The following is a 25,562-nucleotide window of genomic DNA, read 5'->3' as shown; positions in this document are numbered from 1 at the left end:
AGAGCGGGGTCGGCAGGCGAGCAGGACAGGGGGCATCAATGGACCGTGACCACGGGCCACGCGTGCGCGTACCGGAGCAGCGCGCTCCGGGGGAACCGGGGGCCGCCGACTCCCTCAGGTTCACCGTCCTGGGTCCCGTACGGGCATGGCGCGGGGCGGAGTCGCTCCCCTCCGGCTCGCCCCAGCAGCGCGCCCTGCTGGCCGCCCTGCTCCTGCGCGAGGGCCGGACGGCCACGGCGGCCGAGCTGATCGACGCGTTCTGGGGCGAGGAGCCGCCCTCGCAGGCGCTGGCCACGATCCGTACGTACGCCTCCCGGCTCCGCAAGATCCTGGGGCAGGAGACCCTGGTGAGCGAGTCCGGCGGGTACGCGATCCGGATCGGCCGGGGCGCGCTCGACCTCACCCTGGCGCAGGACCTGGCCGCCGAGGCGGAGAAGGCCCGGGCGGGCGGCGACCGGGGGCAGGCCCGCACCCTGCTCAACAAGATCCTCGGGCTCTGGGCCGGGGAGGCGCTGGCCTCGGTGCCGGGACCGTACGCGGAGAACCAGCGCGCCCGGCTGGAGGAGTGGCACCTCACGCTCACCGAGACCCGGCTCGATCTGGACCTGGAGGTCGGCGACCACGCGGAGGCCGTCTCGGAGCTCACCGCGCTCACGGCGGCCCACCCGCTGCGCGAACGGCTGCGGGAGCTGCTGATGGTGGCGCTCTACCGCAGCGGGCGGCAGGCGGAGGCCCTCGCCGTGTACGCGGACACCCGCCGCCTCCTCGCCGAGGAACTGGGGGTCGACCCGCGCCCCGAACTGTCCCAGCTTCAGCAGCGCATCCTGCGCGCCGACGAGGAGCTGGCCCGCCCGGCGGACGAACCGGCCGCCGCGCCCGCGCCGTTGAAGCCCGCGCAACTCCCGGCCACCGTGCCGGACTTCACCGGGCGGGTCCCCTTCGTCCGGGAGCTGGGTGCCCAACTGGCCACCGCCGAGGGGTCGGTGATGGCGGTCTCCGCACTGGCCGGGATCGGCGGGGTCGGCAAGACGACCCTGGCCGTCCATGTCGCCCACCAGGCCCGCCCGCACTTCCCGGACGGCCAGCTGTACGTGGACCTCCAGGGCGCGGGGGCGCGGGCGGCGGAGCCGGAGACGGTCCTCGGCTCGTTCCTGCGGGCGCTCGGTACGGCGGACTCGGCGATCCCGGACACCCTGGACGAGCGGGCCGCGCTCTACCGTTCGACGCTGGCCGGCCGCCGTGTCCTGGTCCTGCTGGACAACGCCCACGACGCGGCCCAGATCCGCCCGTTGCTGCCCGGTACGCCCGGCTGCGCGGCCCTGGTGACGAGCCGGGTGCGGATGGTCGACCTGGCCGGGGCGTATCTGGTGGACCTGGACGTGATGTCACCGGAGGAGGCGCTCCAGCTCTTCACCCGGATCGTGGGCACCGAACGCGTCGGCGCGGAGCGCGAGGCGGCGCTCGACGTGGTGGCCGCCTGCGGTTTCCTCCCCCTCGCCATCCGCATCGCCGCCTCCCGGCTGGCCGCGCGCCGCACCTGGACGGTCTCCGTCCTGGCCGCCAAGCTGGCCGACGAGCGCCGCCGCCTGGACGAGCTCCAGGCGGGCGACCTCGCGGTCAAGGCCACCTTCGAACTCGGTTACGGCCAGCTGGAACCGGCCCAGGCCCGCGCCTTCCGCCTGCTGGGCCTCGCGGACGGCCCCGACATCTCCCTGGCAGCGGCGGCGGCCCTGCTCGACCTGGAGCCGCACACGGCGGAGGACCTGCTGGAGGCCCTGGTCGACACCTCCCTCCTGGAGTCGGCCGCCCCGGGCCGCTACCGCTACCACGACCTCGTACGCCTCTACGCCCGTGCCTGCGCGGAACGCGACGAAGCGCCGACGGAAGGCGAGGCGGCCCTCTCCCGGCTGCTGGACTTCTACCTGGCGACGGCGGCGGGGGTGTACGCGCTGGAGCGGCCGGGGGACCGGACCGTGGACCATCTGGAGGCGACGCGGTACGAGGGGCTCTCGTTCACCGACCACGGCCGGGCCCTCGACTGGCTGTACGCGGAGGCGGGCTGCCTGCTCGCCTGCGTCCAGCAGCACCGCGGCGCCGGGTCGGTCCGGCGGGCGGTGGATCTCCTGCTGGCCTCGAAGGACCTGGCGGAGTCGGGGGCGAACTCCCGCCAGTTCGAGTCCGCGGCCACGGTGGCGCGGGACGCGGCGGCGCAGGCCGGGGACCCGTACGCCGAAGCCAGGGCGCGGACCACCCTCGCCCAGGTGCACAGCATGGCGGGCCGGTTCGACCAGGCGGCGGAGGAGGCGCGCCGGGCCCTGCTGCTCGCCCCGGCGGCGGACGACGTGTGGACCCACTGCAACGCGCCGAACGAGCTGGGCATCATCGCCGCGTACCGCAATCAGCAGAGCGAGGCCGAGGCGCTCCTGCGGCAGGCGTGCACCGCGTTCCGCGCGGACAGCAACCAGGCCGGGGAGGCCAGCGCCCTGTGCAACCTCTCGCGCGTCCACCTCGCGATGGGCCGCACCGACAGCGCGGTGAGACTGGCGGGCGAGGGCGTCGCCCTCTACAACCGGATGGGCCTCACCCTGCGCCTGGCGAACGGCCGTTACGCGCTGGGCCTGGCACTGGCCCGCGCCAACCGGCCGGACGAGGCGGAGGAGCGGCTCCAGGAGGCCCTGGCCGTCTTCCGGGAGAGCCGCCAGCGCCTCTGGGAGGGGATGACGCTGTTCCGGCTGGCCGAGGTCCAGCTCACCGCCGAACGCCCGGCCCGGGCCGCCGCCCTCGCCGAGCAGGCGCTCACGGTGCTGCTGCACATAGGGGGCGAGTGGCGCCGCGCCAATGTGCTCACCGTGCTCGGCCAGGCGCTGCACGGCATAGGGCAGGCCGACCGGGCGCAGGCTTGCTGGCGGGAGGCGCTCGCGGTCTTCGAGCGGCTGGAGGCCCCGGAGAGCGAGTCGGTCCGCCGCCTGCTTTCCGGGACCGTCGCCGGAGCCGTAGCCGGGGCGGCCGCGGGAGGCGTAGCGGGGGCCGTCGCCGGGACCGCCGCGGGAGCCGCTTCGGGAACCCCCAGGGGCGGTGCCGCAGGAGCCACCGTGGGTGCCTCCGACGGGAGCTGACAGCGCGTTCATCGTTCGTTTATCGCCGCCGTGCAGTGTTGCTCCCGTCGAAACGTCGCGTCGGGGGGCAGACGATTCGGCAGTGGAACCGAGCACTAAGGTGAGCGGCTCTGAAGGGCCCGTCCGGCAGCCCACGGGGGAGCAGCCGGACGGGCTTCGCCAACAGTCCATGCACCGAGCAACGGAGTTCGCCATGACCGAGCCGAAGAACATCAAGCCGCCGAAGGCCCAGCCCGGCACCCCGGGTGACGTCAAGCCCGAGGACAGCCACATGACGGGCGAGCCCACCACCGCCAAGCCCGCCACCAAGCCCACGGTGAAGCCGCTGGACAGCCACATGACGGGCGCGGACCCGCGCTGACCGGTTCCCCGGGGGGAGCGGCCACGGCGGCGCCGAGGGGGAGCCGCCGCGGTCGCGGTACGGGGGACAACGGGGGGGGACGTACGGGGGACGTACGGAGACCCACGGGGGATCTACGGGGGACGTACGGGGGAGCACGAGGGGCCCGGGCCTGGGGATGGGCTCGGGCCCCTCGGGCGTGCGCGGGAGTCTCCGGGCGGGCCCGCTACAGGGCCCGGACCTGCACGCGCGGCGCGCACAGTTTGGTCAGGTCGTCCGCGTCGGAGGTGAAGACGACCGTCCGGCCGCGCTGCCGGTTGGCGAGCACAGCCAGCACCGAGTCAATGGCGTACTTGTGGCCGTGGAGGCCCGTGTCCAGCAGGAGCCGGATCGCCTCGTCGGCGACCTCCTTGGTGACGGGCTCGACGACCAGGCGGGACATGGCCCAGTTCCACTCCGCCGGACGGACTTTGCCGTGGTACGCCTCCACGAGGGTCATGGGGCTCGTCATCACGCGGCTACCCGCCTGATGCGCCTTCGCGAGAATCGCTGTCATCTCACGGTCACGCAGAGCGATCCTGGACAGCGCCTCGGAGTCCAGGACGAAGCAGATGTCCTTCATCAGGCGGCTGCCGCCTCTTCGCCGTGCCCGCCGCGTCTGCCGGCTTCCCGCTCCTCGAACCACCGCTCGATGTCACGCATCTCGGCGGCGGCCGCATCCTGCTCCTCCTCGGTGAGCGGACCACGTTCCGTCTGCATCCACGCCACCAGCTCCCCCAGCCGGTCGTGCTCGCGCTGACGCTCTATGGCCCTGGTGACATACGCACTGAAGGCCCCCGGGCCGACCTCCGCCCGGATCTCCTCCGCCAGCTCCTCCGGCAGGGTGACCGTGTATTTCTTGGTTGCCATACTTACGACCATACCTCCGGGGCGCGGCACCGGCCCCGCCCGTTCACTCCATCCGGTGAAGTCGAACAGAGGTGCCCGGCGGGCCCGCCCTACCCCCGCCCCCGCAGCTCCCCCTTCACCACCTTGCCGCTCGCGTTGCGCGGGAGTTCCGGGACGAACTCCACCGTCCTCGGCACCTTGAAGTTCGCCATCTCCCGGCGGGACCAGGCGATCAGGTCGTCCGCCGTCACCGTGGCGCCCCGGCGGCGGACCGCGTACGCCTTGCCGACCTCGCCGAGGCGGGGGTCGGGGACGCCGACGACCGCCACGTCGGCGATGTCCGGGTGGAGGCCGATGAGCTGTTCGATCTCGGCCGGGTAGGCGTTGAAGCCGCCCACGATGAACATGTCCTTGATCCGGTCCGTGATCCGCAGGTTGCCCGCCGCGTCCAGGACGCCCACGTCACCGGTGCGGAGCCAGCCGTCGGGGGTGATCGTGGCGGCCGTGGTGGCCGGGTCCTCGAAGTAGCCGGTCATGACGTTGAAGCCCCGGACCTGGATCTCGCCGGGGCTGCCGGGGGCGGCGAGGACGCGGACCTCGGTGCCGGGGATCGCACGGCCGGACGTGGTGGCCACGGTCTCGGGCGGGTCGCCCCGGCGGCACATCGTGACGATGCCGCTCGCCTCGGAGAGGCCGTACGCCGTGAGGACCGTGGCGATGCCCAGTTCGGTGCGCAGGCGCTCCACCAGCCGGAGGGGGACCACCGCCGCGCCCGTCACCACCAGGCGGAGCGCGGAGAGGTCGTGGGCGTCGCGGGCCGGGTGGTCCAGCAGGGACTGGTGGAGGGTGGGCGGGCCGGGCAGGACGGAGATACGTTCCGCCGCGATGTTCGCCAGCACCGTGTCCACGTTGAACACCGGCTGCGGGACCATCGTGGCCCCCCGCATCAGGCAGGCGATGATCCCCGCCTTGTAGCCGAAGGTGTGGAAGAAGGGGTTCACGATCAGATAGCGGTCGCCCTCGCGCAGACCCGCCAGCTCGCTCCAGATCGCGTACGCGCGCAGCGTCTGGGCGTGGGTGATCACCGCACCCTTGGGGTCGCCCGTGGTGCCCGAGGTGTAGATGATGTCGGAGGGGTCGAAGGGGCGGATGGCGTCGGCCCGCTCCCGTACGGCGGAGGCCGGTACGCCCGCGCCCGCCGCCAGGAAGTCCGGCCGGCTCGTGTAGTCCTCGGGGGCCGTGTCCGCCAGCACCACCACCCGTTCCAGGTCCGGCAGCTTCACCTCCGACCGGCGCAGGGACGCCACGTACGACGTCCCCAGGAACGTGCCGGTGACGAAGAGCAGCCTCGCCCGGCTGCGCCGCAGGATGTGCGCCGCCTCCGTGCCCTTGAAGCGGGTGTTGAGGGGCACCAGCACCGCGCCCGCGCTCACCGCCCCGAGCGCGGAGACGATCCAGTCCAGCGTGTTCGGGGCCCAGATCGCGACCCGGTCGCCCGGCTCCACCCCGGCGGCCAGGCACGCGGCGGCGGTGCGCTCCACCCGGTCGCCGAGTTCCGCGTACGTCAGACGGGTGCGGCCCTCGACGACCGCCTCCACCGGTCCGTACCGCCGTGCCGCTTCCCGTACCAGCCCCGGGATGGTGCCCCACTCCTCGTCGTCCCGCATCACGCGCCCGCCTTCCCGCCGCCGCACTAGCTGACTATCCGTCAGATTAGCGGTAGCCTCTGCGGCTGTCAGCAGGCGCGGGAGTGCGGGAGGTTGGCGGATGGCGACGCTCAAGGACGCGACAGCGATAGCCGGGATCGGGCAGACGGCCTTCGCGAAACGGCTCCCGGAATCCGAGAAGACCCTCGCCTGCCGGGCGATCCTGGCCGCCCTCGACGACGCGGGCATCGCCCCCTCGGAGGTCGACGGCTTCGCCTCGTACACGATGGAGGAGACCGACGAGGTGGAGGTCGCCAAGGCGATCGGCGCCGGGGACGTCACCTTCTTCTCGAAGGTCGGTTACGGGGGCGGCGGTTCGTGCGCCACCCTCGGCCATCTCGCCGCCGCCGTCGCCACCGGACAGGCGAGCGTCGGGGTGGCCTGGCGGTCGCGGAAGCGCGGGTCGGGCCCGCGACCGTGGAAGAACACCGCCGTCCAGCTGCCCACCCCCGCCCAGTGGACCCGGCCCTACGGACTCCTGCGCCCCGCCGACGAGATCGGGATGCTGGCCCGCCGCTACATGCACGAGTACGGGGCCACCCGCGACCACCTCTTCAACGTGGCCCTCGCCTGCCGCAACCGGGCCAACCAGAACCCGGACGCGATCATGTACGAGCGCCCGCTGACCCGCGAGATGTACATGACCTCCCGCTGGATCAGCGAACCCCTCTGCCTCTTCGACAACTGCCTGGAGACGGACGGGGCGTTGGCCTGTGTCATCGTCTCCGCCGAGCGCGCCCGCGACTGCCGTCAGCGCCCCGTCTACCTCCACTCGGTCGCCCAGGGGCTGCCCGCCCAGCACCACGGGATGGTCAACTACTGGAACGACGACCCGCTCACCGGACCCGCCTGGACAGCCGCCCGACAGCTGTGGAAACAGGCCGACTTCGGGCCGGACGACGTCGATGTGGCCCAGATCTACGACGCGTTCACCCCGCTCGTCCCGCTCTCCCTGGAGGGGTACGGCTTCTGCGGGCGTGGCGAGGGCGGGGCGTTCACCGAGGGCGGGGCGCTGGAGAGCGGGGGGCGGCTGCCGGTCAACACCGGGGGCGGCGGGCTGAGCGAGGCGTACGTCCACGGGTTCAACCTCATCACCGAGGGCGTCAAGCAGCTGCGGGGCACGTCCACCGCCCAGGTGCCGGACGCCGCCACCTGCCTGGTCACAGCAGGTGAGGGTGTACCGACGTCGGCTGTCCTGTTGCGGAACTGAGCAGGTGAGGAGAGTTGAGGAGATGGGTGTGAACGATTCGCTGCTGCTTCCCGTCGCCGACGAGGACGGCGCCCCCTTCTGGGAGTACGCCGCCCGGGGCGAACTGCGCGTCCAGTCCTGCGCCGCACCCGCCTGCGGCGAACTGCGCTTCCCGCCCCGGCCCTGCTGCCCGCACTGCGGGTCGTTCGCGAGCGAGTGGCGGGAGATGAGCGGACGCGGGCGGCTCTGGTCGTACGTGATCCCGCACCCGCCGCTGCTCCCCGCCTATGCCGAACAGGCCCCGTACAACGCGGTGGTGGTGGAACTGGTGGAGGCCCCGCACATCCGGCTGGCCGGGAACGTCGTCGCCTCCGCCGACGCGCCGCTGAACTCGGTGGACCCGGCGCGGCTGCGGATCGGGGCACCGGTGCGGGCCGTCTTCTGCCCGGTGGGACCCGACGGTTTCCCGCTCGTACGCTGGTTGCTGGAGCGGTGAGCCATGGCGCTGCGCATCGAGCGGGACGGGGAGCGCGGGGTCGCGCTCGTGGTGCTGGACCGGCCGGAGAAGCTGAACGCCATCGACCTGGAGACGGCCGGTGAACTCGCCTCGACGTGGCGGGAGTTGCGGTACGACGAGTCGGTGCGGGCCGTGGTCCTCACCGGAACCGGCACGCGCGCCTTCTGCACCGGGATCGACCGGGGCGTACGGGTCCCGCAGCCCCCGTCCCCGTACGCGATCGACGACCCGCTCCTGCGCGTCGGGCCGAAGGCGAACGACCTGTGGAAGCCGGTGGTCGCGGCCGTGGAGGGGATGGCGTGCGGCGGGGCGTTCTACCTGCTGGGCGAGGCGGAGTTCATCGTCGCCTCACGCGCGGCCACCTTCTTCGACCCGCACACGACGTACGGGATGGTCTCGGCGTACGAGGCCGTCGCGATGGCCCAGCGGATGCCGTTCGGGGAGGTGGCCCGGATGGCCCTGATGGGCACCGCGGAACGCATCGGCGCCGAACGGGCGTACGCGGTCGGGCTGGTCAGCGAGGTGACGGAGCCGGGCGGCGCGGTGGCGGCGGCGCTGCGGGCGGCGGCCGTGATCGCCGGGTATCCGACGGAGGCGGTGCAGGGCACGGTCCGGGCGGTGTGGTCGGCGCGGGAGGCCGCCCGTACGCAGGCGATGGCCCAGGCGCCCGCCCTGATCGCACTCGGGAACCTGGCCCTGGAGAAGCAGGCCGAGTTGTTCGAGGGGCGACGGGGCGGGGGCGGGAGCGGCGACCGGAACGGGGAGCCGAGGGTGCGGTGACGGTGGCGGGTTCCGCGCCGTGAAACCCCTTCTCCGCCAGAGCAGCGTGAACCCCCTTCTCCGTCAGAGCAGTTGGACCTTGACATCGCAGCTCTTGACCCGGGACACCTTGCCGGGGCGGTCCATCCGCACGGTGAGGTTGCGGGTGTCGCCGTAGTCGAGCGTCGCCGTGGTCTCGGCGGTGTCGACGGTGTTCCCGCGGGCGTCGAGGAAGGCCACGTCGACCTCGTACTTCTGCGAGCCGATCTCGCTGGAGCGCAGCTCGATGAGGGACGAGGTGACCGCCTTGCGCTTGCCCTTGCGCGGCTGGGCGCAGCGGATCACCCGGAAGGCGGGGGCGTCGGACGCGGTGGGCGTCGGGGTCGCATAGGAACCGGACGAGCCGGACGAGGAGGTGTCGTCGTCATTGTCGTTGTCGTAGTTGTGGCGGTAACCGCTGTTGCTCTTCTTGGAGTTGGAGCAGCCGCCGCCCGAACTGCTGCTGCCCTTGCTCTTTCCGCTCTTGCCGCTGCTGGACGTGGAGAACCCGGTGAGCGCGAGCACCACCACGACCAGGACCGCCGCGAGCTTGATCTGTCGCCGCATCATGGACGCAGCCCCCCTTGTTGTCGGTCGTCTGCCGTTCCTTGCTCTGTCCGTGCCCAGCATGCCGGGTGCGGACAGCTCGTAGGTCATGAGCCTGTCACGGTCCCGTCATGGTCCACGGGCCGGGGCATCCGCGCGGCGGGCGGCCGCGTCCGCGTGGCGGGGGTGATCGTCCCGGCGTAGCGTCGGCCGTGCGGGGGGTGTTCGCCGTACGCCGTTGGAGGCTGACGATGATCCGCAACATCCTCGGCTCACTCGTCGCCCTCGCCGGGGCGGTGTCCGCCGTGCTGAGCCCGTTCCGCGACTGGTACGCCGGACGGGCGGGGCAGGACTACCGGGTGCGGGACCTGTTCGGCGGGATCACCGCCACGGAGTCGGGGGTGCTGGTCTCGATCCTGCTGCCGTTCCTGTTCGCGGCGCTGCTGGTGATCGCGGGGGTGGTGGTGCGGTCGCGGATCGTGGTCGCGTTCGCGGGGGTGGTGGTGCTGGGCTTCACGATCCTGTGGATGGTCCGCCAGGGGCAGGCGGCGGGGTCGCTGGTGGTGGGCGGGGACGGGGCGGGGTTGCAGGTGGGGGTGGCGAACGCGGCCGCGGGCGGGGTGCTGATGCTGATCGGGGCGCTGCTGATGACGGGGCGGGGTCGGGGGCGGGACCGGGGCCAAGGGCGGAGGGCTCGGTCGGCGCCGGAGCCGTACGCCGCGCCCGCGCCGGATCAGGTGGACACCTGGCCGCCCACGCAGGAGCCGGGGATGTCCGTGCAGACGACGCCGTGGCCGGAGCCGGAGGTGGACCCGTATGTGGGGCCCGATCCCCAGGACGGGCGGACGCGGTCGTATCCGTCGTATCCGTCGCATCCCGAGGTGCCGTCGGCGGAGTCGGACCCTCGGGACCCGGTGCATCCGCCGCATCGGCCGCCGCCTCCGCCGCCGCCTCGTCAGGGGTGACGGTGCCCCTGCCGGGGGGGGCGTCCTCAAGCGCCGGACGGGCTGGGATTTCCGGCGCACCCGGCCCCTTGGAGCTGACGGTCACCCCGTCGAGGGTTCCGTCCTCAAACGCCGGACGGGCTGGAGAGTGGCCGGACCAGCCGGAAAGTGCCCAGACCCGGCCGGAGAGTGCCCGGACCCGCTGGAGAGTGCCCGGACCGGCCGGAGAGCGCCCGGACCGGCTGGATTTCCGGCGCATCGGCTGAGGGTCAGGTTCTTGCTCTGTTTCCTGTGCCCGTGCCCTTCAGGGCGTCCAGTGCGTAGACGCAGCGGTCCTTGCTGCACGCGTACACCACGCCCGCCTGGGCCACCGGGGAGCCCGTGATCTCGCCGCCCGTGGCCAGCTTCCAGCGGAGCTGGCCGCCCGCCGCGTCCAGGGTGTAGAGCACATGGTCCGCCGAGCCGAAGTGGACGCGGCCGTCCGCCACGACCGGGGAGCCCACCACGTCGCCGCCCGCCGCGAAGCGCCATTTCGGGGTGCCGGTGACCGCGTCCAGGGTGTAGAGCGCGCTGCCGCTGCCCACGTGGACGTTGCCCACCGCGACGAGCACCGGTTCGAGGGAGGAGCGGGCCTCCGTGGCGATGCGCCAGCGGTCCTTGCCGGTCGTCGCGTCGAGCGCGTACACCGTACCGAGGTAGTCCGCGAGGTAGACCCCGCCCCCGGTGACGGCCGGGCCCGGGGCGAACGCGGGCGGGGAGAGGAAGACCGCCGGGGCCTCGAAGTGCCAGCGCACCCGGCCGGAGACGGTCTCCACGGCCAGCACCCGGGTGCCCGCCGCGATGTACACATAGCCGTCGGGGGCCGCGGTGACCCGGACCGGGACGCCGCCGCAGGAGGCCGCGTCGCCGATCGGGTACGACCAGCGTTCCAGGCCCGTACGGGCGTCCAGCGCGCGCAGCCGGGCGTCCTGCCAGACGTAGACCGTGCCGTCGTGGATGACCGGTGCGGCCTCCGCCGTCTCGAAGTCGCTCTGGACCCCGGTGATCTCCCACAGCTTGTCGCCGTTGGACGCCTCCCACCCCTGGACGCCGCCACCGCGGGTCGCGGTCAGGACCGTGCCCCGGTCGGCCTTGAGCGCGTACACCCAGGCGTCGGTCCGGAGCCGCCACTGCTCGGTGCCGGTCGCCGCGTCCAGGGCGTACAGGGACGGGCCGTCCGAGGCGTGGATGCGGCCGCCCTCCACCGCCATCGCCCAGGCCACGTCCCGGGTCTTGAACTGGCGCCGCCCGTTGCCCACGTCCAGGGCGTGGATCTCGAAGGACGTCACGTACAGCAGGTCACCGAAGACGACCGGCGTCCCCCACACGTCGTTGGACATGCGGAAGCGCCAGGGCCGCCAGCGGTCGGGGGCGGCGGGCGGTGCGGTGTCCGGGGAAGGACCCGGAGCCGGTACGGGGGCGGTGGGGGCCGTGGACGGACCGGCCGGGCCGTTCGGTCCGGCGGGCGGGCGGACCCAGCCCGTCGCGGCGGCCGGGTGCGCGGCGGCGGCACCTCGCCCCTCCCCCGCACGCGGCCCGGGCCCGATCGGCACCTTCGCCCCGGGCAGGTGGACGGGGCCGCCGTCCGGGGCCGGGGCGGACGGCAGGGCGGAGACCGGCGCGGGCGAGGAGCGCGGGGAGGGCGAGCGCAGGTCGCCGCCGCCCCACTCGGGCCCCCGGTCCGGGGCGGGGGCGGGCTCCGGCGCGCGCGGGGGCTGCGGAGGGCGCGGCGGGGGCGCGGTGGGGGCGGGCGGGGCGGTCCGGCCGCCTCCCCGGCGCCGTTCGATCATGGCGGTGGCCTGCGAGGGCAGCCAGGCCGACGCCGTACCGCTGTCGTCGCCGCCGGAGGCGAAGAGGTGCGGGGAGAGCTGGGCCTGGAGGTCGGCGGGGCTGGGGCGCCGGGAGGCGTCCATCTGCATGCAGGACTCGATCAGCGGGCGCAGGTCGTCCGGCAGCCCTTCCAGGTCGGGCCCCTCGCGCAGCAGCATGAACACCGTCTCGACCGGGTTGGCCCCGTGGAAGGGGGCGTGGCCGGTGGCGGCGAAGACCAGTGTCGAGCCCAGCGAGAAGATGTCGCTGGCCCCGGTGACGCTGCGCGAGTCGCGGGCCTGCTCGGGCGACATGTAGGCGGGGGTGCCGACGGCGACGTTCGTCATGGTCAGCCGGGTGTTGGAGACGCCGGACGCGATGCCGAAGTCGATGACCCGGGGGCCGTCCTCCACGACGAGCACGTTGGAGGGCTTCATGTCGCGGTGGACGAGCCCGGCGCCGTGGATGGACTGGAGGGCCTCGGCGATGCCCGCGGCCAGCCAGCGCACGGCCTGGGTCGGCATGGGGCCGCACTCGTTCACTATTTCCTCGAGCGAGGGCGCGGGCACATAGGCGGTGGCCAGCCACGGCACGGCGGCGCGCGGGTCGGCGTCGACCACGGCGGCGGTGTAGAACCCGCTGACCGCGCGGGCGGCCTCCACCTCGCGCGTGAAGCGGACCCGGAAGAGCTGGTCCTCGGCGAGCTCCGTCCGTACCGTCTTGATCGCCACCCGTCGGCCCGACGCCGACCGGGCGAGATAGACCAGCCCCATGCCGCCGGCCCCGAGCCGTCCCAGCACCTCGAACGGGCCGATCCGTCTCGGGTCGTGCTGCGTCAGCTGCTCCATCACGTGCCTGCCACCTCCCCCTACTGGCCTCAGGAACGAAGCCCGCGAACTACCGCCCGTCACCGCCCGGTGCGATTCCCGGCCTGCGCAGCGTCTCACCGCTGGGCACCGCCTGGCGGTGCGCACCCTGATTCTTCCTGGCTCGGGCGCCGGTTGCGAACCCGGGGGCGGATGGGGGTGTCTCATGTCACTTCGGCTGATTCTCGCCCACACCGGTACGCGTACGGGTTACGGAAGCAGCTCTCTCGGTTGCAGTACGGCGAAGAGGGCGCCCTGGTCGTCGTGGAGGACGGCCATCCGCCCGTACGGGATGTCGAAGGGCGGTGCGGAGACCCGGCCGCCGAGCTGTACGGCGAGTTCGGCCGCCGCCTCGCAGTCGGCCACGGCGAAGTAGGTGAGGAAGTAGCTGGGCAGCTCGGCGGGGAACGCGTCCGTGATGACGCTGCGGCCCCCCACGGCGGTGTCCGGGCCGGGCTCGGTGCCCTCGGGCGACCACATCCGGAAGTCGACCAGCGCCTCGGCGTCGCCGGAGACGTCGTTGCCCGCCTCGTCCAGGCCGGTGCCCCGGAAGCCGAAGACCTTCTCGTAGAAGGGGTCCACGCTCTCCGGGCGGCGGGTGTGGACCTCGGTCCAGCAGAAGGAGCCGGGCTCGTTCTGCTTCTCGAAGCCCTCGCGCTCCTCCGGCTGCCAGAGGCCGAAGACCGCGCCCCCGGGGTCGGCGGCCTGCGCCACGATCCCGGCCCGGCCCGCCCGTACGGGGTCGGTGATGATCTGGCCGCCGTGCTCGCGGATCGCGGCGACGGTGGCCCGGATGTCCTCGGTGGCGAAGTAGACGCCCCAGGCGGTCGGCATCCGCCCGTCCTTCTTGGCGGCGAGGGCGGCGACGAGCCTGCCGCCGCTCAGGGCGTCCGCGAAGGGCATGCCGTCGCCCGCGCGGAAGGTCCAGCCGAAGAGGCCGCCGTAGAAGCGTTTGCCCGCTTCGAGGTCGGAGAGCTGCACGTCCACCCAGCACGGCGCCGAGTGCGCGAATGCGGCCATGGGGCCCGGTCCCTTCCGTCGCGGTTCCGTCGCGGCCCCGTCGCCGTGACGCCCGTCACAGTCAACGTAACGTCGCAGCCGACCCGGCGCGCCCCGGCAGACGCCGAACGCCCCATAGGGAACATTTGCTCGGATAATGAAGGCGCGGTCACCATGTGGACGAAAGTTGTCCACCGAAGTTGTCCACAGGCTGTTGATAACACTTTCGCCAGCCACACACCGCGGCCACCGCCGCCAGGCCCGGCCCGGCCCGTCACCGCAGTCCGGCGCGGCCGGTCGCCACTGGTTCGCGCGGCCGGAATCAGGCCCTGGACCGGCCCTCGCGCCCGCCGCCACCACAGCGGCCGAAAACATTCGTTCCGCGCCCCCGCACCCCGCCGGTCCTGCGGCGTTCCCCATTTGCAGTCGGCCGAATCGCGCTCCCACCGCCCCTCGGTAAGCTGACGGCATGACAGGACAAGTACGTACCGTCGACGGCCGCGTGGCCGGTCGACGCGGTCAGGCGACGCGGCAGAAGCTGCTCGACTGCCTCAGCGAGATGCTCAGCTCCTCGCCGTACCGGGACGTCAAAGTCATCGACGTCGCCCGGAAGGCCGGGACTTCACCCGCGACTTTCTACCAGTACTTCCCCGATGTGGAGGGCGCCGTCCTCGAAATCGCCGAGGAAGTCGCCAAGGAGGGCGCCGGACTGACCGAACTGGTCGCCGGACGCTCCTGGGTCGGCAAGGCCGGCTGGCAGACGGCCGAGGAACTCGTCGAAGGGTTCCTCGACTTCTGGCGCCGCAACGACGCGATCCTCCGCGTGATCGACCTCGGCGCGGCCGAGGGCGACAAACGGTTCTACAAGATCCGTATGAAGATCCTGAACTCGGTCACCAACTCCCTCACCGATTCGGTGAAGGAGCTCCAGGCCAAGGGCAAGGTCGACAAGGACGTCAGCGCCGCCGCGATGGCGGGCTCCCTGGTCGCGATGCTGGCGGCGGTCGCCTCGCACCAGAAGGGGTTCACCACCTGGGGCGTGAAGCAGGCCGAACTGCGCCCGAACCTGGCGCTGTTGGTGCACCTCGGCATCACCGGCAAGAAGCCCACCAAGTAGCCCACCGGCACGTCCTGTCGCACCGACGGCGGACCACCACGCACCCCTGCCGGTGGTCCGCCGTCGGCGTACCCGGACGCCCCCGACGAGCAGCTGCGCGCAGCGGCTACCGCCGCTCCAGCCGGAAGAGCCGGATCTGCCGCTCCACCCGCGCCTGGTACGCCGCGTACGGCGGCCAGAACGTCAGCGCCACCCGCCACACCTCCTCCCGCTCCGCCCCCTCCAGCAGCCGCGCCCGTACCGGAATGGACCGGCCGCGCCAGCTGATGACGGCCTCGTCCGGGCGGGCCAGCAGATTCGCGGTCCAGGCCGGATGCCCCGTACGGCCGAAGTTGCTGCCGACGAGAATCCAGGTGCTTTCCGCCTCCCCCTCCGGCATACAGGCCAGCGGGGTCACCCTCGGCCGCCCGGTGCGCGCGCCCGGCACGGTCAGGACGAGCCCCGGCAGCATCCGGGCGCTGGGCAGCACCCGGCCCCGGGTGAGCCGGTGCACGGTGCGGTCCAGGACGGGGACGACGTGCGGGGCGAGCTTCGCGAAGGCGCGGGTGGAGGAGACCTTCTGGACGGCCCGGACAGCCCGGCCGTCGGCACCACCGGCCATCAGACGGCCGCCCCGCGCGCGGCACCCGTTGCGGAGGTCCCGTACGCCAGACTCCGCGACGTTACGTCCCCGAACAGCCCGGCCCGCCCCGCCGCGTGGTCGCGCAGCCGGTGGACGGGCCCGAAGAGCAGCTCGTCCGCCGCCGCCCGCTTCACGTACAGATGCGCCTCGTGCTCCCAGGTGAAGCCGATCCCCCCGTGCAGCTGCACGGCCTCACCGGCCACGATCCGGGCCGCCTCCAGCGCCTGGGCCAGCGCGAGCGGGCCCGCCGCCGGGTCCCGGGCGGCGTGGTACGCGGCGGAGCGGGCCGCCTCCACCCGTACGTACAGGTCCGCGAGGCGGTGTTTGACCGCCTGGAACGACCCGATGGCCCGGCCGAACTGCTCGCGCTCCTTCACGTACGCCACGGTCCTCTCCAGCGCGCCCGCCGCCGCCCCGACCGCCTCGGCGGCCAGCACGGCGGCGGCGGTGCACCCGGTGTCGGCGAGCGCGCCGCAGACGTCCGTACCGTCCACGGCGTCGTCCGTGCCCAGGAGTTCGGCCGGGGTGTCACGCAGCTCGACGCGGGCGAGGGGCCGGGTCTCGTCCATGGAGGTCAGCCGGGTACGTGTCAGCCCGTCGACCGGAGCGGACACCTCGGCGGGGACCGGGACCGGGGCAGGCGCCTCAGCGGGGACCGGGGCCCGGGCGGGCGCCTCGGCGGAGACCAGGAACAGGAGCGTCCGGCTGCGCGGGTAGCCCCCGGTGTGGGCGGCGACCAGGAGGAGCCCGGCGCTGTGCCCGTCCAGCACCCGGTCCGCCTCCCCGTACAGCCGCCAGCCGCCGCCCTCGGGGTCCCGGCGGGCCTGGACGCCACCGGCCCGGCCGCCGCCCGCCCAGGCTGCGGCCCGGTTGTCGGCGGTGAGGCCGAGGGCGGTGGCCATCGACCCGCCGGGGACGGCGAGGGCGGCGGTGAGGGTCCCGTCGGCGATCCGGGGCAGCAGCCGGGCGCGCTGACCGGGGGTGCCCAGGGCGGTGATCAGGGGGGCGGCGAGTACGGCGGTGGCGAGCAGCGGGGAGGGCAGCAGGGCGCGGCCCGTCTCCTCGCAGGCGAGGGCCAGCTCGGTGGCGGTGCAGCCGACGCCGCCGTACTCCTCCCCGAGCGCCAACCCCGGCAGCCCGAGCTCCCGGGCGAGCCGGTGCCACAGGGCCGGGTCGTGGCCCTCGGGGGTACCTACGGCGGCGCGGACCTCGCGAGGTCCGCCGTGCTTGGCGAGCAGTTCGCGCAGGGTGCGGCGGATCTCGTCCTGTTCCGCGGTGAAGGCGGCGTCCACGGTCGGGCTCCTTCCCCTCAGGGACCGGCGGTCCCCGATCTGACGGGTCGTCATATTAGGTGCGGAGAGCGGCGATTCCCAGGGTCCCGCACGCAGGCATGGACGCGGAAGCCACGCGCACCGCACAACCGCACCCCTCCCCGAGTCGCGCGCACCGCATAACCGCGCCCCTCCCCGAGGAGCACGCACCGACGGTTCCGACTCCCCCTATCTGATGTACCGTCAGATTCATGCCCGCCTCCCGCCACCCCCGCAAGGTCGCTGTCGTCGGCATCTCCCTCGCGGACTGCGGACGCGTCGACGACGCCACCCCCTACGCCCTGCACGCCCAGGCGGCCCGCCGCGCGCTGGCCGACTCCGGCCTGGACCGCTCGGTGGTCGACGGCTTCGCCTCCGCCGGGCTCGGGACGCTGGCCCCGGTAGAGGTCGCGGAGTACCTGGGGCTGCGGCCCACCTGGGTCGACTCCACGGCGGTGGGCGGCGCCACCTGGGAGGTGATGGCCGCCCACGCGGCGGACGCCATCGCGGCGGGCCGGGCCAGGGCGGTACTCCTGGTCTACGGGTCGACGGCACGGGCCGACATCAGGGCGGGCCGCCGCACGTCGAACCTGTCGTTCGGGGCGCGGGGGCCGCTCCAGTTCGAGGTGCCGTACGGGCACAGCCTGATCGCCAAGTACGCGATGGCCGCCCGCCGCCACATGCACGAGTACGGCACGACCCTGGAACAGCTCGCCGAGGTGGCCGTACAGGCGCGGGCGAACGCGGCGGCCAACCCGGAGGCGATGTTCCGCACCCCGATCACGGTCGACGAGGTCCTCTCCGGCCCGATGATCGCGGACCCGTTCACCAGACTGCACTGCTGCATCCGCAGCGACGGGGGCTGCGCGGTGCTGCTGGCCGCCGAGGAGTACGTACCGGACACGGCGAAGGCCCCGGTGTGGGTCCTGGGCGCCGGGGAGCACGTCTCGCACGCCACGATGTCGGAGTGGGAGGACTTCACGGTCTCCCCCGCCGCCGTCTCGGGCCGCCTGGCCTTCGAACGCGCCGGGGTGCGCCCCGCCGACATCGACCTGGCGGAGATCTACGACGCGTTCACGTACATGACGCTGGTGACACTGGAGGACCTGGGGTTCTGCGCGAAGGGGGAGGGCGGCGCGTTCGTGGAGAAGGGCCGCACGGGCCTGCGCGGCGAGCTCCCGGTGAACACGGACGGCGGCGGCCTCTCCGCCTGCCATCCCGGGATGCGCGGGCTGTTCCTGCTGGTGGAGGCGGTACGCCAGTTGCGCGGCGAGGCCGGGGAGCGCCAGGTCCACAAGGCGGGCGGGCGCCTCCCGGAGCTGGCGGTGGCCTCGGGGACGGGCGGCTGGTTCTGCTCGTCGGGGACGGTGGTGCTGGGGCGGGGGTGAAGGGCCGGGGGCGAGAGGACAGGGGCGAGGGAACGAGGGCGAGGGGGCCGACTTGAGGAAGCTGCCCTCTCACGGGCGCGTGCGGTCCAATAGCCACCATGAACGCACCCGCCCCGCGCCCCTTCCCCGCCCTCCTGCACGCCCAGCGCGTCTGGGACACCGAGCTGCCGTCCTTCGACCCGGCGACCGCCCCGCCCGCCCCCGTCCCCCTTTTCCACACCTGGTTCGCGGACGCGGTGGCCGCCGGGCAGCCCGAGCCGCACGCGATGACGCTGGCCACGGCGGACGCCGACGGCCTCCCCGACGTACGCACGCTGCTCCTCCACGGCGCCGACGAGCGCGGCTTCCACTTCGCCTCGCACGCCACCAGCGCCAAGGGCCACCAGCTCGCCGCCCGCCCGTACGCCGCGCTCGGCTTCTACTGGCCGAGCCTGGGGCGGCAGGTACGCGTCCGGGGCCCCGTCCTCCGCTGCACCCCCGCCGAGAGCCACGCCGACCTGCACGCCCGCTCCACCGGGGCGCTCGCCGCCGCGCTGACCGGGGCGCAGAGCGAGGTCGTGGAGTCCGTGGACACCCTCCACCGGGCGGCGGACGCGGCCTGGGAGCGGGCCCGGGCCGAACCGGACGCCGAGGCTCCGACCTGGACCCGGTACGTGGTCGAGCCGACGGAGGCCGAGTTCTTCCAGGGCGACGCCCGCCGCCGCCACATCCGGCTGCGCTACCGCCGTACGGAGAGCGATACGGGAACGGGCACGCAGACCGGCACCTGGACCCGCGAGCTGCTCTGGCCCTGAGCTCCCGGAGTGCCCTGAGGCGCCCGGAGCACCCGGAGCGCCCGGAGGCTCCCCTACAACCGGCTTAACCCGGTTTCAACAGGAAGAGGGCACTATGGGAGGAGGCGAACCGCTGGGAGGCACCGATGCCACGAGCCCGTTCCCGCTACGCCCCGGACCGGGGCCTGACCGGCCGCATGGTCACCACCATGTTCCTGATCGGGCTGCTGTACGTCGTCTTCGTGGGCGTGCTCCTCGCGGCCCTGCGCGGGTCCTGGCCGATCATCCTGATCATCACGGGCGGCCTGTTCATCGCCCAGTTCTGGTTCAGCGACCGCATCGCGGCGTACGGCATGGGCGCCCGCGAGGTCACCCCCGAACAGGCCCCCGAGCTGCACGGCACCATCGACCGCATCTGCGCGCTGGCCGACATGCCGAAGCCCAAGGTGGCCATCGCCGAGAGTGACGTACCGAACGCGTTCGCCACCGGCCGCAGCGAGAAGACGGCCCTCGTCTGCGCGACGACCGGCCTGCTCCGCAGACTGGAGCCCGAGGAGCTGGAAGGTGTCCTCGCCCACGAGATGTCGCACGTGGCGCACCGGGACGTGGCCGTGATGACGATCGCCTCGTTCCTCGGCGTCCTGGCGGGCGTCATCACCCGGATCGCCCTGTGGGGCGGCTTCGCGCGCAGCCGCCCCGGCAACGACCCGGCGGGCATCCTGCTTCTGCTCATCCCGCTGATCAGCGCGGTCGTGTACGCGATCAGCTTCCTGCTCACCCGGCTGCTCTCCCGCTACCGGGAGCTCTCCGCCGACCGCGCCGCCGCCCTGCTCACCGGCAGGCCCTCCGCCCTCGCCTCGGCCCTGACGAAGGTCAGCGGGCAGATGGCCCGCATCCCGACCGAGGACCTGCGGAAGGCGGAGCCGTACAACGCGTTCTACTTCATGCCCGCGTTCTCCTCGAAGGAGTCCCTGGGCCGGCTGTTCTCCTCGCACCCGACGCTGGAACAGCGCCTGGACCAGCTGTCCCGCATCTCCGCCGACCTGTCCCGTTGACCCTTCAAGGAGTGACGCCCGTGGGCCTGCTCGACGCGATCCTCGGCCGCAGCAAACCCGTCCGCCCCGACCTCGACCAGCTCTTCGCCGTCCCCTCGGCCGCCCTCACCCTCCAGGCCGCCACCGGCTTCACCCCGACCGGCCTGGGCTCGGTCTGTTTCGCGGGGGTGGAGGGGGGCGGCTTCGCCCGCCTCCAGGAGGACGTACGGGAGCTGCTCGACGCGGACACGGAGCGCGGGGGCATCCCGGTGGAGTTCAGCCGGGACCCGTACGGCTACACCTGGCTGCTGGCCACCCACCCGGCCGACGACACGGCGGGCCTGGTCAACGATCTGCACGCGGTGAACACCCTGCTCCAGGACGGCGGCTTCGGCCCGCATCTGCTCTGCTCGCTGATCGGCTTCCGGGGCGGGGAGGGCGCCGAGAGCCGGTCGCTGGCGCTCGTGTACCTCTACAAGCGCGGCACGTTCTACCCCTTCGCCCCGCTCCCCGGCGACGCCGAGAAGCGGGACAACCAGCTGGAGCTCCAGGTACGGGGCGCGCTCGGCGACGACCTCCGGGTGGAGAAGGACCTGTCGCGGTGGTTCCCGGTGTGGGGGGCGCCGGGGCTGTGAGCCGTGGGCCTGGACATGGCTCGAATCCGGCAGCCCCATGCGGGCGCCCGCATATCTTCGGCAGCGCCGGGCCCGAGCCGGGGCCCGGCGAGAAGCCGAGGAGTGACCGTTGGAACCGATATCGCCCCAGGTCCACCCGCAGCAGCGGTCGGGCGCCATGGTCGGCCTCTTCTGGATCGGGGCGGAGGCGATCCACCTGGGCATGCCACCGGTCGCCCCGGCCCCGGGGGTGACCATCACTCCGGAGGGCCTCCGTATCACCGGGGCCGACCCCCTGCGGTGGACGTGGTCCGGCCTCTCGGCCGTACGCGTGACCGAGGCGCCTGTCCGTTCGACGGTCACCCGGTGGGCGTCCCGGGCGGCGTCCTTCGCCGCGGCGGCTCTGAACGCCTGGACTCCCGGCAGCCCGGCCGAGATGACCGTGGTGGTCACGGCCCGGAACGACGAGATCAGGACACCGGTCCACTCGGGCGCCTCGTCCGCGTACACGCAACGGGAGGTCGACCTCTCGCACGCGCTGCTCGCCCGCTTCGTCCAGGGCACCTCTTCGCCCGCCGTCCTGTCCGACTGGCAGGAGGAGGCACAGCCGACCGGGACGCCGAACTCGCGGCAGCGGGAGGCCCTTCTGCACAGCTGGCTGTCCGCGGGCTGAGAACCAGCGGCTCCGTGCGACCGCCTACGCCGCCCCCCGCCCCGCAGGCCGGAAGACCGGTACGGCCGGGCCGCCGCCCTCCCCCGCCTCCCGGAACGTGACCGTCAGCCCCATACCGACGCGGAGGTCGCCATGCGCGCACTCCACGACCTCCGTCATCATCCGGGGCCCCTCGGCCAGGTCGACCACGGCGGCGACGTACGGGACGCGGCTCCCGAAGGGCGCCAGGTCGTTGCGGTGGACGACGGACCAGGTGTACAGGGTCGCGCCCCCGCTCGCGCGCTCCCACCCGACGTCCTCGCTCCAGCAGTACGGGCAGAACTCGCGCGGGTAGTGATGCGCCCGGCCGCACCCGGCGCACCGCCGGATCAGCAGCCGCCCCTCCCCCGCCGCGTCCCAGTACGGCCGGGTGAAGGCGTCCGGCTCCGGAAGGTCGAAGCGCGGGGCCACCGCACGCTCCGGGCTCACGGGGCGCGGCGCCGCCCCGGGCCCGGGGTGCACAGGACGCGGCGCCGCCCCGGGCTCCGGGCTCACAGGAACAGCCCGAACGCCGCGTCCAGCGACCACGTCTGCCAGGCCATCGCGAACAGGGCCACCAGCGAGATCAGCGCCATCATCGCGTTCTGCCCCTGCTCGGCCCAGTCGTGGATCATCAGGGTGAGGTAGAGCAGGTTGAGGAGGAGCCCGGCGATCAGGGCGACCGGGGTCAGGAAGCCCGTCACCAGGCCCAGTCCGAGGGCCAGTTCGGCGTAGACGACGACGTACGCGATCAGCTTCGGGCGCGGTTCGACAACCCGCCGGAAGCCGGTACGGACCACACCCCAGCGGTGCTTGCCCGCCACGTCGGCCGCCCAGGCGATCCCCGTACCGCGCTCGAACCAGCCCTTCCTGTCCTTGTGCCGCCAGCTCTCCAGCCACCACAGGCCGAGACCGATGCGCAGGACGGCGAGCCATTCCGCACCGCTGAGCCAGATCGTCTGCACGGGCAGCCTCCGGTCGCTATCTGCTATCTGACGGTACGTCAGTTCACTGGACGGGGCACTCGAACACAAGGGGCGCGCATCACCGAACACCCCACACGGAGGCGACGGCCTCGACGCACCACCGCCGCGAGGGCGGACGCGGCCCACCGCTACGCATGGCGCAAGCAGTTGCGGTTTCCGTAAGTGGATGCAATTATTCAAATATGACGCACGACGCCCCGGGACCCAGCCCCGCCGACCAGCTCGCCACCATCGCCGCGGCCCCGGACCTCACCCGGCCCGCCTCCGCCGCCGAACGCGTCGCGGGGCTCGGCACCCTCGTCGTTCTCTATGCCTGCCTGGTCGCCGCCATGGAGTTCGACCTGCCCCGTGCCGCCGGGGTCGGCGTCTTCGTCCTGGGGCTGGCCGCATTCATCGCGTGGAACACCCACCACATCGGCGCCGCACGCCGACGGCCGTACACACGTGTGGAGAGCGCGGCCCGGTTCGGCGGGCCCGTCCTCATGGCGATCCCGGGCATCAACCTCGTCTTCGGCGACGGACCCGACACACTGGCCGCGCACCTCGTGGCCGCCGCGGTCCCCACCGTCGCCGGCGCGGTCCACCTCGTCCTGCGCTGGAGGCGGTGACCCATGGGCGACGGAACGCTGCCTCGCCAGCCACGCGAGGCGCTGGTCAACGCCATTCACTCACCGACGCGTCTGGCCATCCTCGCCACCCTCAACCGGGTCCAGCATGTCGCCTTCTCCGATCTGCGCGAGAGCCTCGACCTGACCGCCGCCGAACTGTCGCGCCAGATCGCCATTCTGGAGAAGGAGGAACTGGTCGACGTGGCAAAGCTGCGCGTGAAGAGGGTCACGGTCACACACGTCCGTATCTCCGACACCGGACGCGAGCGTTTCGCCGCCTATCTGACCAGTCTTCGCGCCATCGTGGACGAACACGACTGACTGATCGGTCGCGTGTACCGGAAGTCGAAAGAGGTGTGGTGTATTCGACGTGAGGCGCCGAATACACCACACCTCAAACCGACTTGTCAGCTGGAGAGTGCGCAGACGGCCGATACCGGGAATTCCGCCCCGCCGCCCGAGACCTAGCCCCGCTGCCTCCGCCCCAGCAGCCACGCCAGATAGACCCCGCCCAGCGCGCCCGTCACCACCCCCACCGGCAGCGGACCCGCCGTCGGCAGGGTGACCGCCAGCAGGTCCGAGGCGGAGAGCAGCAGGGCCCCCATCGCGGCGGCGGGCAGCAGCCCCGTTCCCGTACCGCGGCTGAGGCGGCGGGCCAACTGCGGTGCGCAGAGCGCCACGAACACGATCGGTCCGGCCACCGAGACCGCCACCGCGCTGAGCCCCACCGCGACCAGGAGCACGAGCACGCGCGTCCGGCCCGCGTCGATGCCCAGGCCGCCGGCCGCCTCGTCGCCCATCTCCAGCAGGTCCAGGCGGCGGACCAGGGGGAGGGCGAGCAGGAGCAGGGCCGCCAGGGCGAGGAGGGCGGGGAGGATCTGGTCGCGTTCGGTGGAGCCGAGGCTGCCGATCAGCCAGAGCTGGGCCGACTGGGCGTGGTCCAGGGCGGCCCGGGTGAGCAGGTAGGAGTTGACCGAGGTCAGCAGCGAACCGACCGCGATCCCGGCGAGGATCAGCCGGTTGCCCCGGAACGAGCCGCGCCGGGCCAGGAGTTGGACGATCACGGCCGTGGCGAGGCCGCCGCCCGCCGCGCCCGCCGCCACGTACGCCGGGTCGCCGTGCAGCAGGACCAGCAACGCCCCCGTCGCCGCACCGGAGTTGAAGCCCACGATGTCCGGGCTGCCGAGCGGGTTGCGGGAGAGCTGCTGGAACAGCGCCCCGGCCGCGCCCAGCGCCGCGCCGACGACGAGCCCGAGGGCCACCCGGGGCAGCCGCAGCTCCAGGACCACGAACGCGGCCTGCTCCGAGCCCGCGCCGAACAGCGCGCCCAGCACCTCCGCGGGCGGTACGAGACCGTCCCGGGTCAGCGCGAGGGCCCCGCTGCCCGCCGCGAGGAGGGTGAGGAGGAGGGTGATGGCGAGGGGGCGGGGGCGGACGCGGAGGGAGAAGCGGCCGGAGGCGAGGCGGAGGGTCCGGCCCCGTACGGACACGGGATGGGCCGCCTTCTCCGTACGGGCACGGGCACGGGATCGGGTACGGGGCACGGCGCTCATGTGGACGCCACCGCCTTCCGGCAAACGCTCATGCCGACGCCACCGCCTTCCGGGAAGCGCTCCGGCGGGTCCGCCGGTTGCGGCCGATCAGCCAGATCAGTACGGGCGCGCCCACGAACGCCGTCACGATGCCCACCTGGATCTCGGCCGGGCGCGCGATCACCCGGCCCACGATGTCCGCGACGAGCAGCAGGCCCGCGCCGATGAGGACCGCGTACGGCATCAGGCGGCGGTGGTCCGGGCCGGTGAGCAGGCGGGCCACGTGCGGGGCGACCAGGCCGATGAAGCCGACCGGGCCGATGGCGGCGGTGGCGGCCCCGCTGAGCAGCACCGTGGCGAGCGTGCCGAGCAGCCGTACGCGGCCGGGGGCGACGCCCAGCGCCCGGCCCGCCTCGTCGCCGAGCGCGAACGCGTTGAGCGCGGGCGCCACGGCGAGCGCCAGCACCGCACCGACCAGCAGGAACGGCAACACCTCCCACAGCACCGGGAGTTCGCGCCCCGCCAGCGTGCCGACGGACCAGATGCGCAGGGTCCCGTACGCGTCCGCGTCCAGCACCCCGAGCCCGCTGACCACCGCCCCCAGCACCGCGGTGACGGCCACCCCCGCGAGCACGAGCCCTTCGGGGGTACCGCGCCCCGCGCCCCGGCCGCCGAGCAGATACACCACGATCACCGCGACGGCCGCCCCGAGCAGCGCCCACCAGACGACGGCCTGGAGCGAGCGCGTACCGAGCAGCACGGTCGCGGCGACCACCGCGCAGGCGGCCCCGGTGTTGACGCCGAGGATGCCGGGGTCGGCCAGGGGGTTACGGGTCATGCCCTGCATCACCGCCCCGGCCAGGCCCAGCGCCGCCCCGGCCGCCACGGCGAGGAGCGTGCGCGGCACCCGGACCTCGCGGACCAGCGAGGCGTGCGGGGCGTCCGGGTCGAACAGCGCGGCCAGCACCTGCGCCGGGGGCACGGGCTGCGCGCCCACGGCAAGGCCGCCGGCCACGGCGAGGGCCAGGAGGACCAGCCCCGCCGTGAGCCCGGCGGCGTACCGTACGCGTACGGCGGATCGCTTACGGATCACATCAATGCCGGTATCGGCCTCGGTCCCGGCCTCGACC

Annotated in this window: 25 protein-coding genes; 13 read left to right on the top strand and 12 right to left on the bottom strand. The window is 73.5% G+C overall.

The genetic code is table 11. From position 1 onward, the window contains the following. Positions 1-38 precede the first annotated feature (38 nt). Complete coding sequence (locus B7C62_21200) at positions 39-3,116, top strand: AfsR family transcriptional regulator (protein ID ARF74469.1); 3,078 nt, start codon at positions 39-41, stop codon at positions 3,114-3,116. Positions 3,117-3,682: 566 nt separating this feature from the next. On the opposite strand, the gene B7C62_21195 is transcribed toward B7C62_21200, so the two are convergent. From B7C62_21195 to B7C62_21185, 3 genes are all read right to left on the bottom strand, one after another. Next, positions 3,683-4,078 (bottom strand): hypothetical protein, encoded by a 396-nt coding sequence (locus B7C62_21195; protein ID ARF74468.1) that lies wholly within the window; start codon positions 4,076-4,078, stop codon positions 3,683-3,685. Continuing rightward, positions 4,078-4,377, bottom strand: a complete 300-nt coding sequence (locus B7C62_21190) for a hypothetical protein (protein ARF74467.1) — start codon at positions 4,375-4,377, stop codon at positions 4,078-4,080. The genes B7C62_21195 and B7C62_21190 overlap by 1 nt, the downstream gene beginning before the upstream one ends. A gap of 77 nt (positions 4,378-4,454) precedes the next feature. After that, positions 4,455-6,011, bottom strand: coding sequence for a fatty acid--CoA ligase (locus B7C62_21185; protein ARF74466.1), 1,557 nt, complete (start codon positions 6,009-6,011; stop codon positions 4,455-4,457). Positions 6,012-6,111: 100 nt separating this feature from the next. Here B7C62_21185 and B7C62_21180 point away from each other — a divergent pair, with 100 nt between their 5' ends. Genes B7C62_21180 through B7C62_21170 form a run of 3 tightly spaced genes read left to right on the top strand, consistent with a single transcriptional unit; the run spans position 6,112 to position 8,536 of the window. Continuing rightward, on the top strand, positions 6,112-7,260 hold the full coding sequence (locus B7C62_21180; GenBank protein ID ARF74465.1) for a lipid-transfer protein: 1,149 nt from the start codon (positions 6,112-6,114) through the stop codon (positions 7,258-7,260). A 22-nt stretch (positions 7,261-7,282) separates the two neighbouring features. Then, positions 7,283-7,735: a hypothetical protein gene (locus B7C62_21175; GenBank protein ARF74464.1), complete on the top strand. Its 453-nt coding sequence runs from the start codon at positions 7,283-7,285 to the stop codon at positions 7,733-7,735. A 3-nt stretch (positions 7,736-7,738) separates the two neighbouring features. After that, entirely contained in the window at positions 7,739-8,536 is a 798-nt protein-coding gene (locus B7C62_21170; GenBank protein ARF74463.1) for an enoyl-CoA hydratase, read from the top strand. A gap of 63 nt (positions 8,537-8,599) precedes the next feature. Here the strand turns inward: B7C62_21170 and B7C62_21165 are convergent, their stop codons facing one another. Continuing rightward, positions 8,600-9,124: a hypothetical protein gene (locus B7C62_21165; protein ID ARF74462.1), complete on the bottom strand. Its 525-nt coding sequence runs from the start codon at positions 9,122-9,124 to the stop codon at positions 8,600-8,602. Positions 9,125-9,351: 227 nt separating this feature from the next. Here B7C62_21165 and B7C62_21160 point away from each other — a divergent pair, with 227 nt between their 5' ends. Next, positions 9,352-10,065, top strand: a complete 714-nt coding sequence (locus B7C62_21160) for a hypothetical protein (protein ID ARF74461.1) — start codon at positions 9,352-9,354, stop codon at positions 10,063-10,065. A gap of 248 nt (positions 10,066-10,313) precedes the next feature. Here the strand turns inward: B7C62_21160 and B7C62_21155 are convergent, their stop codons facing one another. Together B7C62_21155 and B7C62_21150 are read right to left on the bottom strand one after the other, a co-directional pair. Then, positions 10,314-12,740, bottom strand: a complete 2,427-nt coding sequence (locus tag B7C62_21155) for a serine/threonine protein kinase (GenBank protein ID ARF74460.1) — start codon at positions 12,738-12,740, stop codon at positions 10,314-10,316. A gap of 228 nt (positions 12,741-12,968) precedes the next feature. Beyond that, entirely contained in the window at positions 12,969-13,778 is an 810-nt protein-coding gene (locus B7C62_21150; GenBank protein ARF74459.1) for a hydrolase, read from the bottom strand. Positions 13,779-14,226: 448 nt separating this feature from the next. Here B7C62_21150 and B7C62_21145 point away from each other — a divergent pair, with 448 nt between their 5' ends. Next, positions 14,227-14,874, top strand: a complete 648-nt coding sequence (locus B7C62_21145; GenBank protein ARF74458.1) for a TetR family transcriptional regulator — start codon at positions 14,227-14,229, stop codon at positions 14,872-14,874. Between the two features lie 106 nt (positions 14,875-14,980). Here the strand turns inward: B7C62_21145 and B7C62_21140 are convergent, their stop codons facing one another. Together B7C62_21140 and B7C62_21135 are read right to left on the bottom strand one after the other, a co-directional pair. Then, positions 14,981-15,475, bottom strand: a complete 495-nt coding sequence (locus B7C62_21140) for a deazaflavin-dependent nitroreductase (GenBank protein ID ARF74457.1) — start codon at positions 15,473-15,475, stop codon at positions 14,981-14,983. Further along, entirely contained in the window at positions 15,475-16,788 is a 1,314-nt protein-coding gene (locus B7C62_21135; GenBank protein ID ARF74456.1) for an acyl-CoA dehydrogenase, read from the bottom strand. Before B7C62_21135 ends, B7C62_21140 begins: the two co-directional genes overlap by 1 nt. 230 nt (positions 16,789-17,018) lie before the next feature. Between B7C62_21135 and B7C62_21130 the strand changes: the two genes are divergently transcribed. The 5 genes from B7C62_21130 to B7C62_21110 all read left to right on the top strand — a co-directional run bounded on the left by B7C62_21130 (position 17,019) and on the right by B7C62_21110 (position 21,288). Continuing rightward, positions 17,019-18,194 carry an acetyl-CoA acetyltransferase gene (locus B7C62_21130; protein ID ARF74455.1) on the top strand — a complete coding sequence of 392 codons (1,176 nt, stop codon included), beginning with the start codon at positions 17,019-17,021 and terminating at the stop codon, positions 18,192-18,194. 98 nt (positions 18,195-18,292) lie between these two features. Further along, the gene (locus B7C62_21125; protein ID ARF74454.1) at positions 18,293-18,988 is read left to right on the top strand and encodes an oxidase; all 696 of its coding nucleotides are present in this window, start codon (positions 18,293-18,295) and stop codon (positions 18,986-18,988) included. A gap of 125 nt (positions 18,989-19,113) precedes the next feature. Then, on the top strand, positions 19,114-20,022 hold the full coding sequence (locus tag B7C62_21120) for a zinc metalloprotease HtpX (GenBank protein ARF74453.1): 909 nt from the start codon (positions 19,114-19,116) through the stop codon (positions 20,020-20,022). A gap of 20 nt (positions 20,023-20,042) precedes the next feature. Continuing rightward, positions 20,043-20,636 carry a hypothetical protein gene (locus B7C62_21115; protein ID ARF74452.1) on the top strand — a complete coding sequence of 198 codons (594 nt, stop codon included), beginning with the start codon at positions 20,043-20,045 and terminating at the stop codon, positions 20,634-20,636. Between the two features lie 157 nt (positions 20,637-20,793). After that, positions 20,794-21,288 carry a hypothetical protein gene (locus B7C62_21110; GenBank protein ARF77304.1) on the top strand — a complete coding sequence of 165 codons (495 nt, stop codon included), beginning with the start codon at positions 20,794-20,796 and terminating at the stop codon, positions 21,286-21,288. 24 nt (positions 21,289-21,312) lie between these two features. On the opposite strand, the gene B7C62_21105 is transcribed toward B7C62_21110, so the two are convergent. Then, positions 21,313-21,756, bottom strand: coding sequence for a hypothetical protein (locus tag B7C62_21105; GenBank protein ID ARF77303.1), 444 nt, complete (start codon positions 21,754-21,756; stop codon positions 21,313-21,315). A 62-nt stretch (positions 21,757-21,818) separates the two neighbouring features. Then, the gene (locus B7C62_21100; GenBank protein ARF74451.1) at positions 21,819-22,271 is read right to left on the bottom strand and encodes a DoxX family protein; all 453 of its coding nucleotides are present in this window, start codon (positions 22,269-22,271) and stop codon (positions 21,819-21,821) included. A 203-nt stretch (positions 22,272-22,474) separates the two neighbouring features. Here B7C62_21100 and B7C62_21095 point away from each other — a divergent pair, with 203 nt between their 5' ends. Beyond that, a complete protein-coding gene (locus B7C62_21095; protein ARF74450.1) occupies positions 22,475-22,900 on the top strand; it encodes a hypothetical protein in 426 nt (141 codons plus the stop codon). Positions 22,901-22,903: 3 nt separating this feature from the next. Then, the gene (locus B7C62_21090) at positions 22,904-23,221 is read left to right on the top strand and encodes a transcriptional regulator (GenBank protein ID ARF74449.1); all 318 of its coding nucleotides are present in this window, start codon (positions 22,904-22,906) and stop codon (positions 23,219-23,221) included. 143 nt (positions 23,222-23,364) lie between these two features. Here B7C62_21090 and B7C62_21085 read toward each other — a convergent pair whose 3' ends face one another. Together B7C62_21085 and B7C62_21080 are read right to left on the bottom strand one after the other, a co-directional pair. Then, positions 23,365-24,453, bottom strand: a complete 1,089-nt coding sequence (locus B7C62_21085) for a hypothetical protein (GenBank protein ID ARF74448.1) — start codon at positions 24,451-24,453, stop codon at positions 23,365-23,367. A gap of 28 nt (positions 24,454-24,481) precedes the next feature. Further along, positions 24,482-25,525: an iron ABC transporter permease gene (locus tag B7C62_21080; GenBank protein ID ARF74447.1), complete on the bottom strand. Its 1,044-nt coding sequence runs from the start codon at positions 25,523-25,525 to the stop codon at positions 24,482-24,484. Positions 25,526-25,562 lie beyond the last annotated feature (37 nt).

It is taken from the genome of Kitasatospora albolonga (genome assembly GCA_002082585.1).
Lineage (GTDB): Bacteria > Actinomycetota > Actinomycetes > Streptomycetales > Streptomycetaceae > Streptomyces > Streptomyces stephensoniae.
Note: the sequence above shows the minus strand (reverse complement) of the source record. Positions and strands in the feature narration are given on the sequence as shown.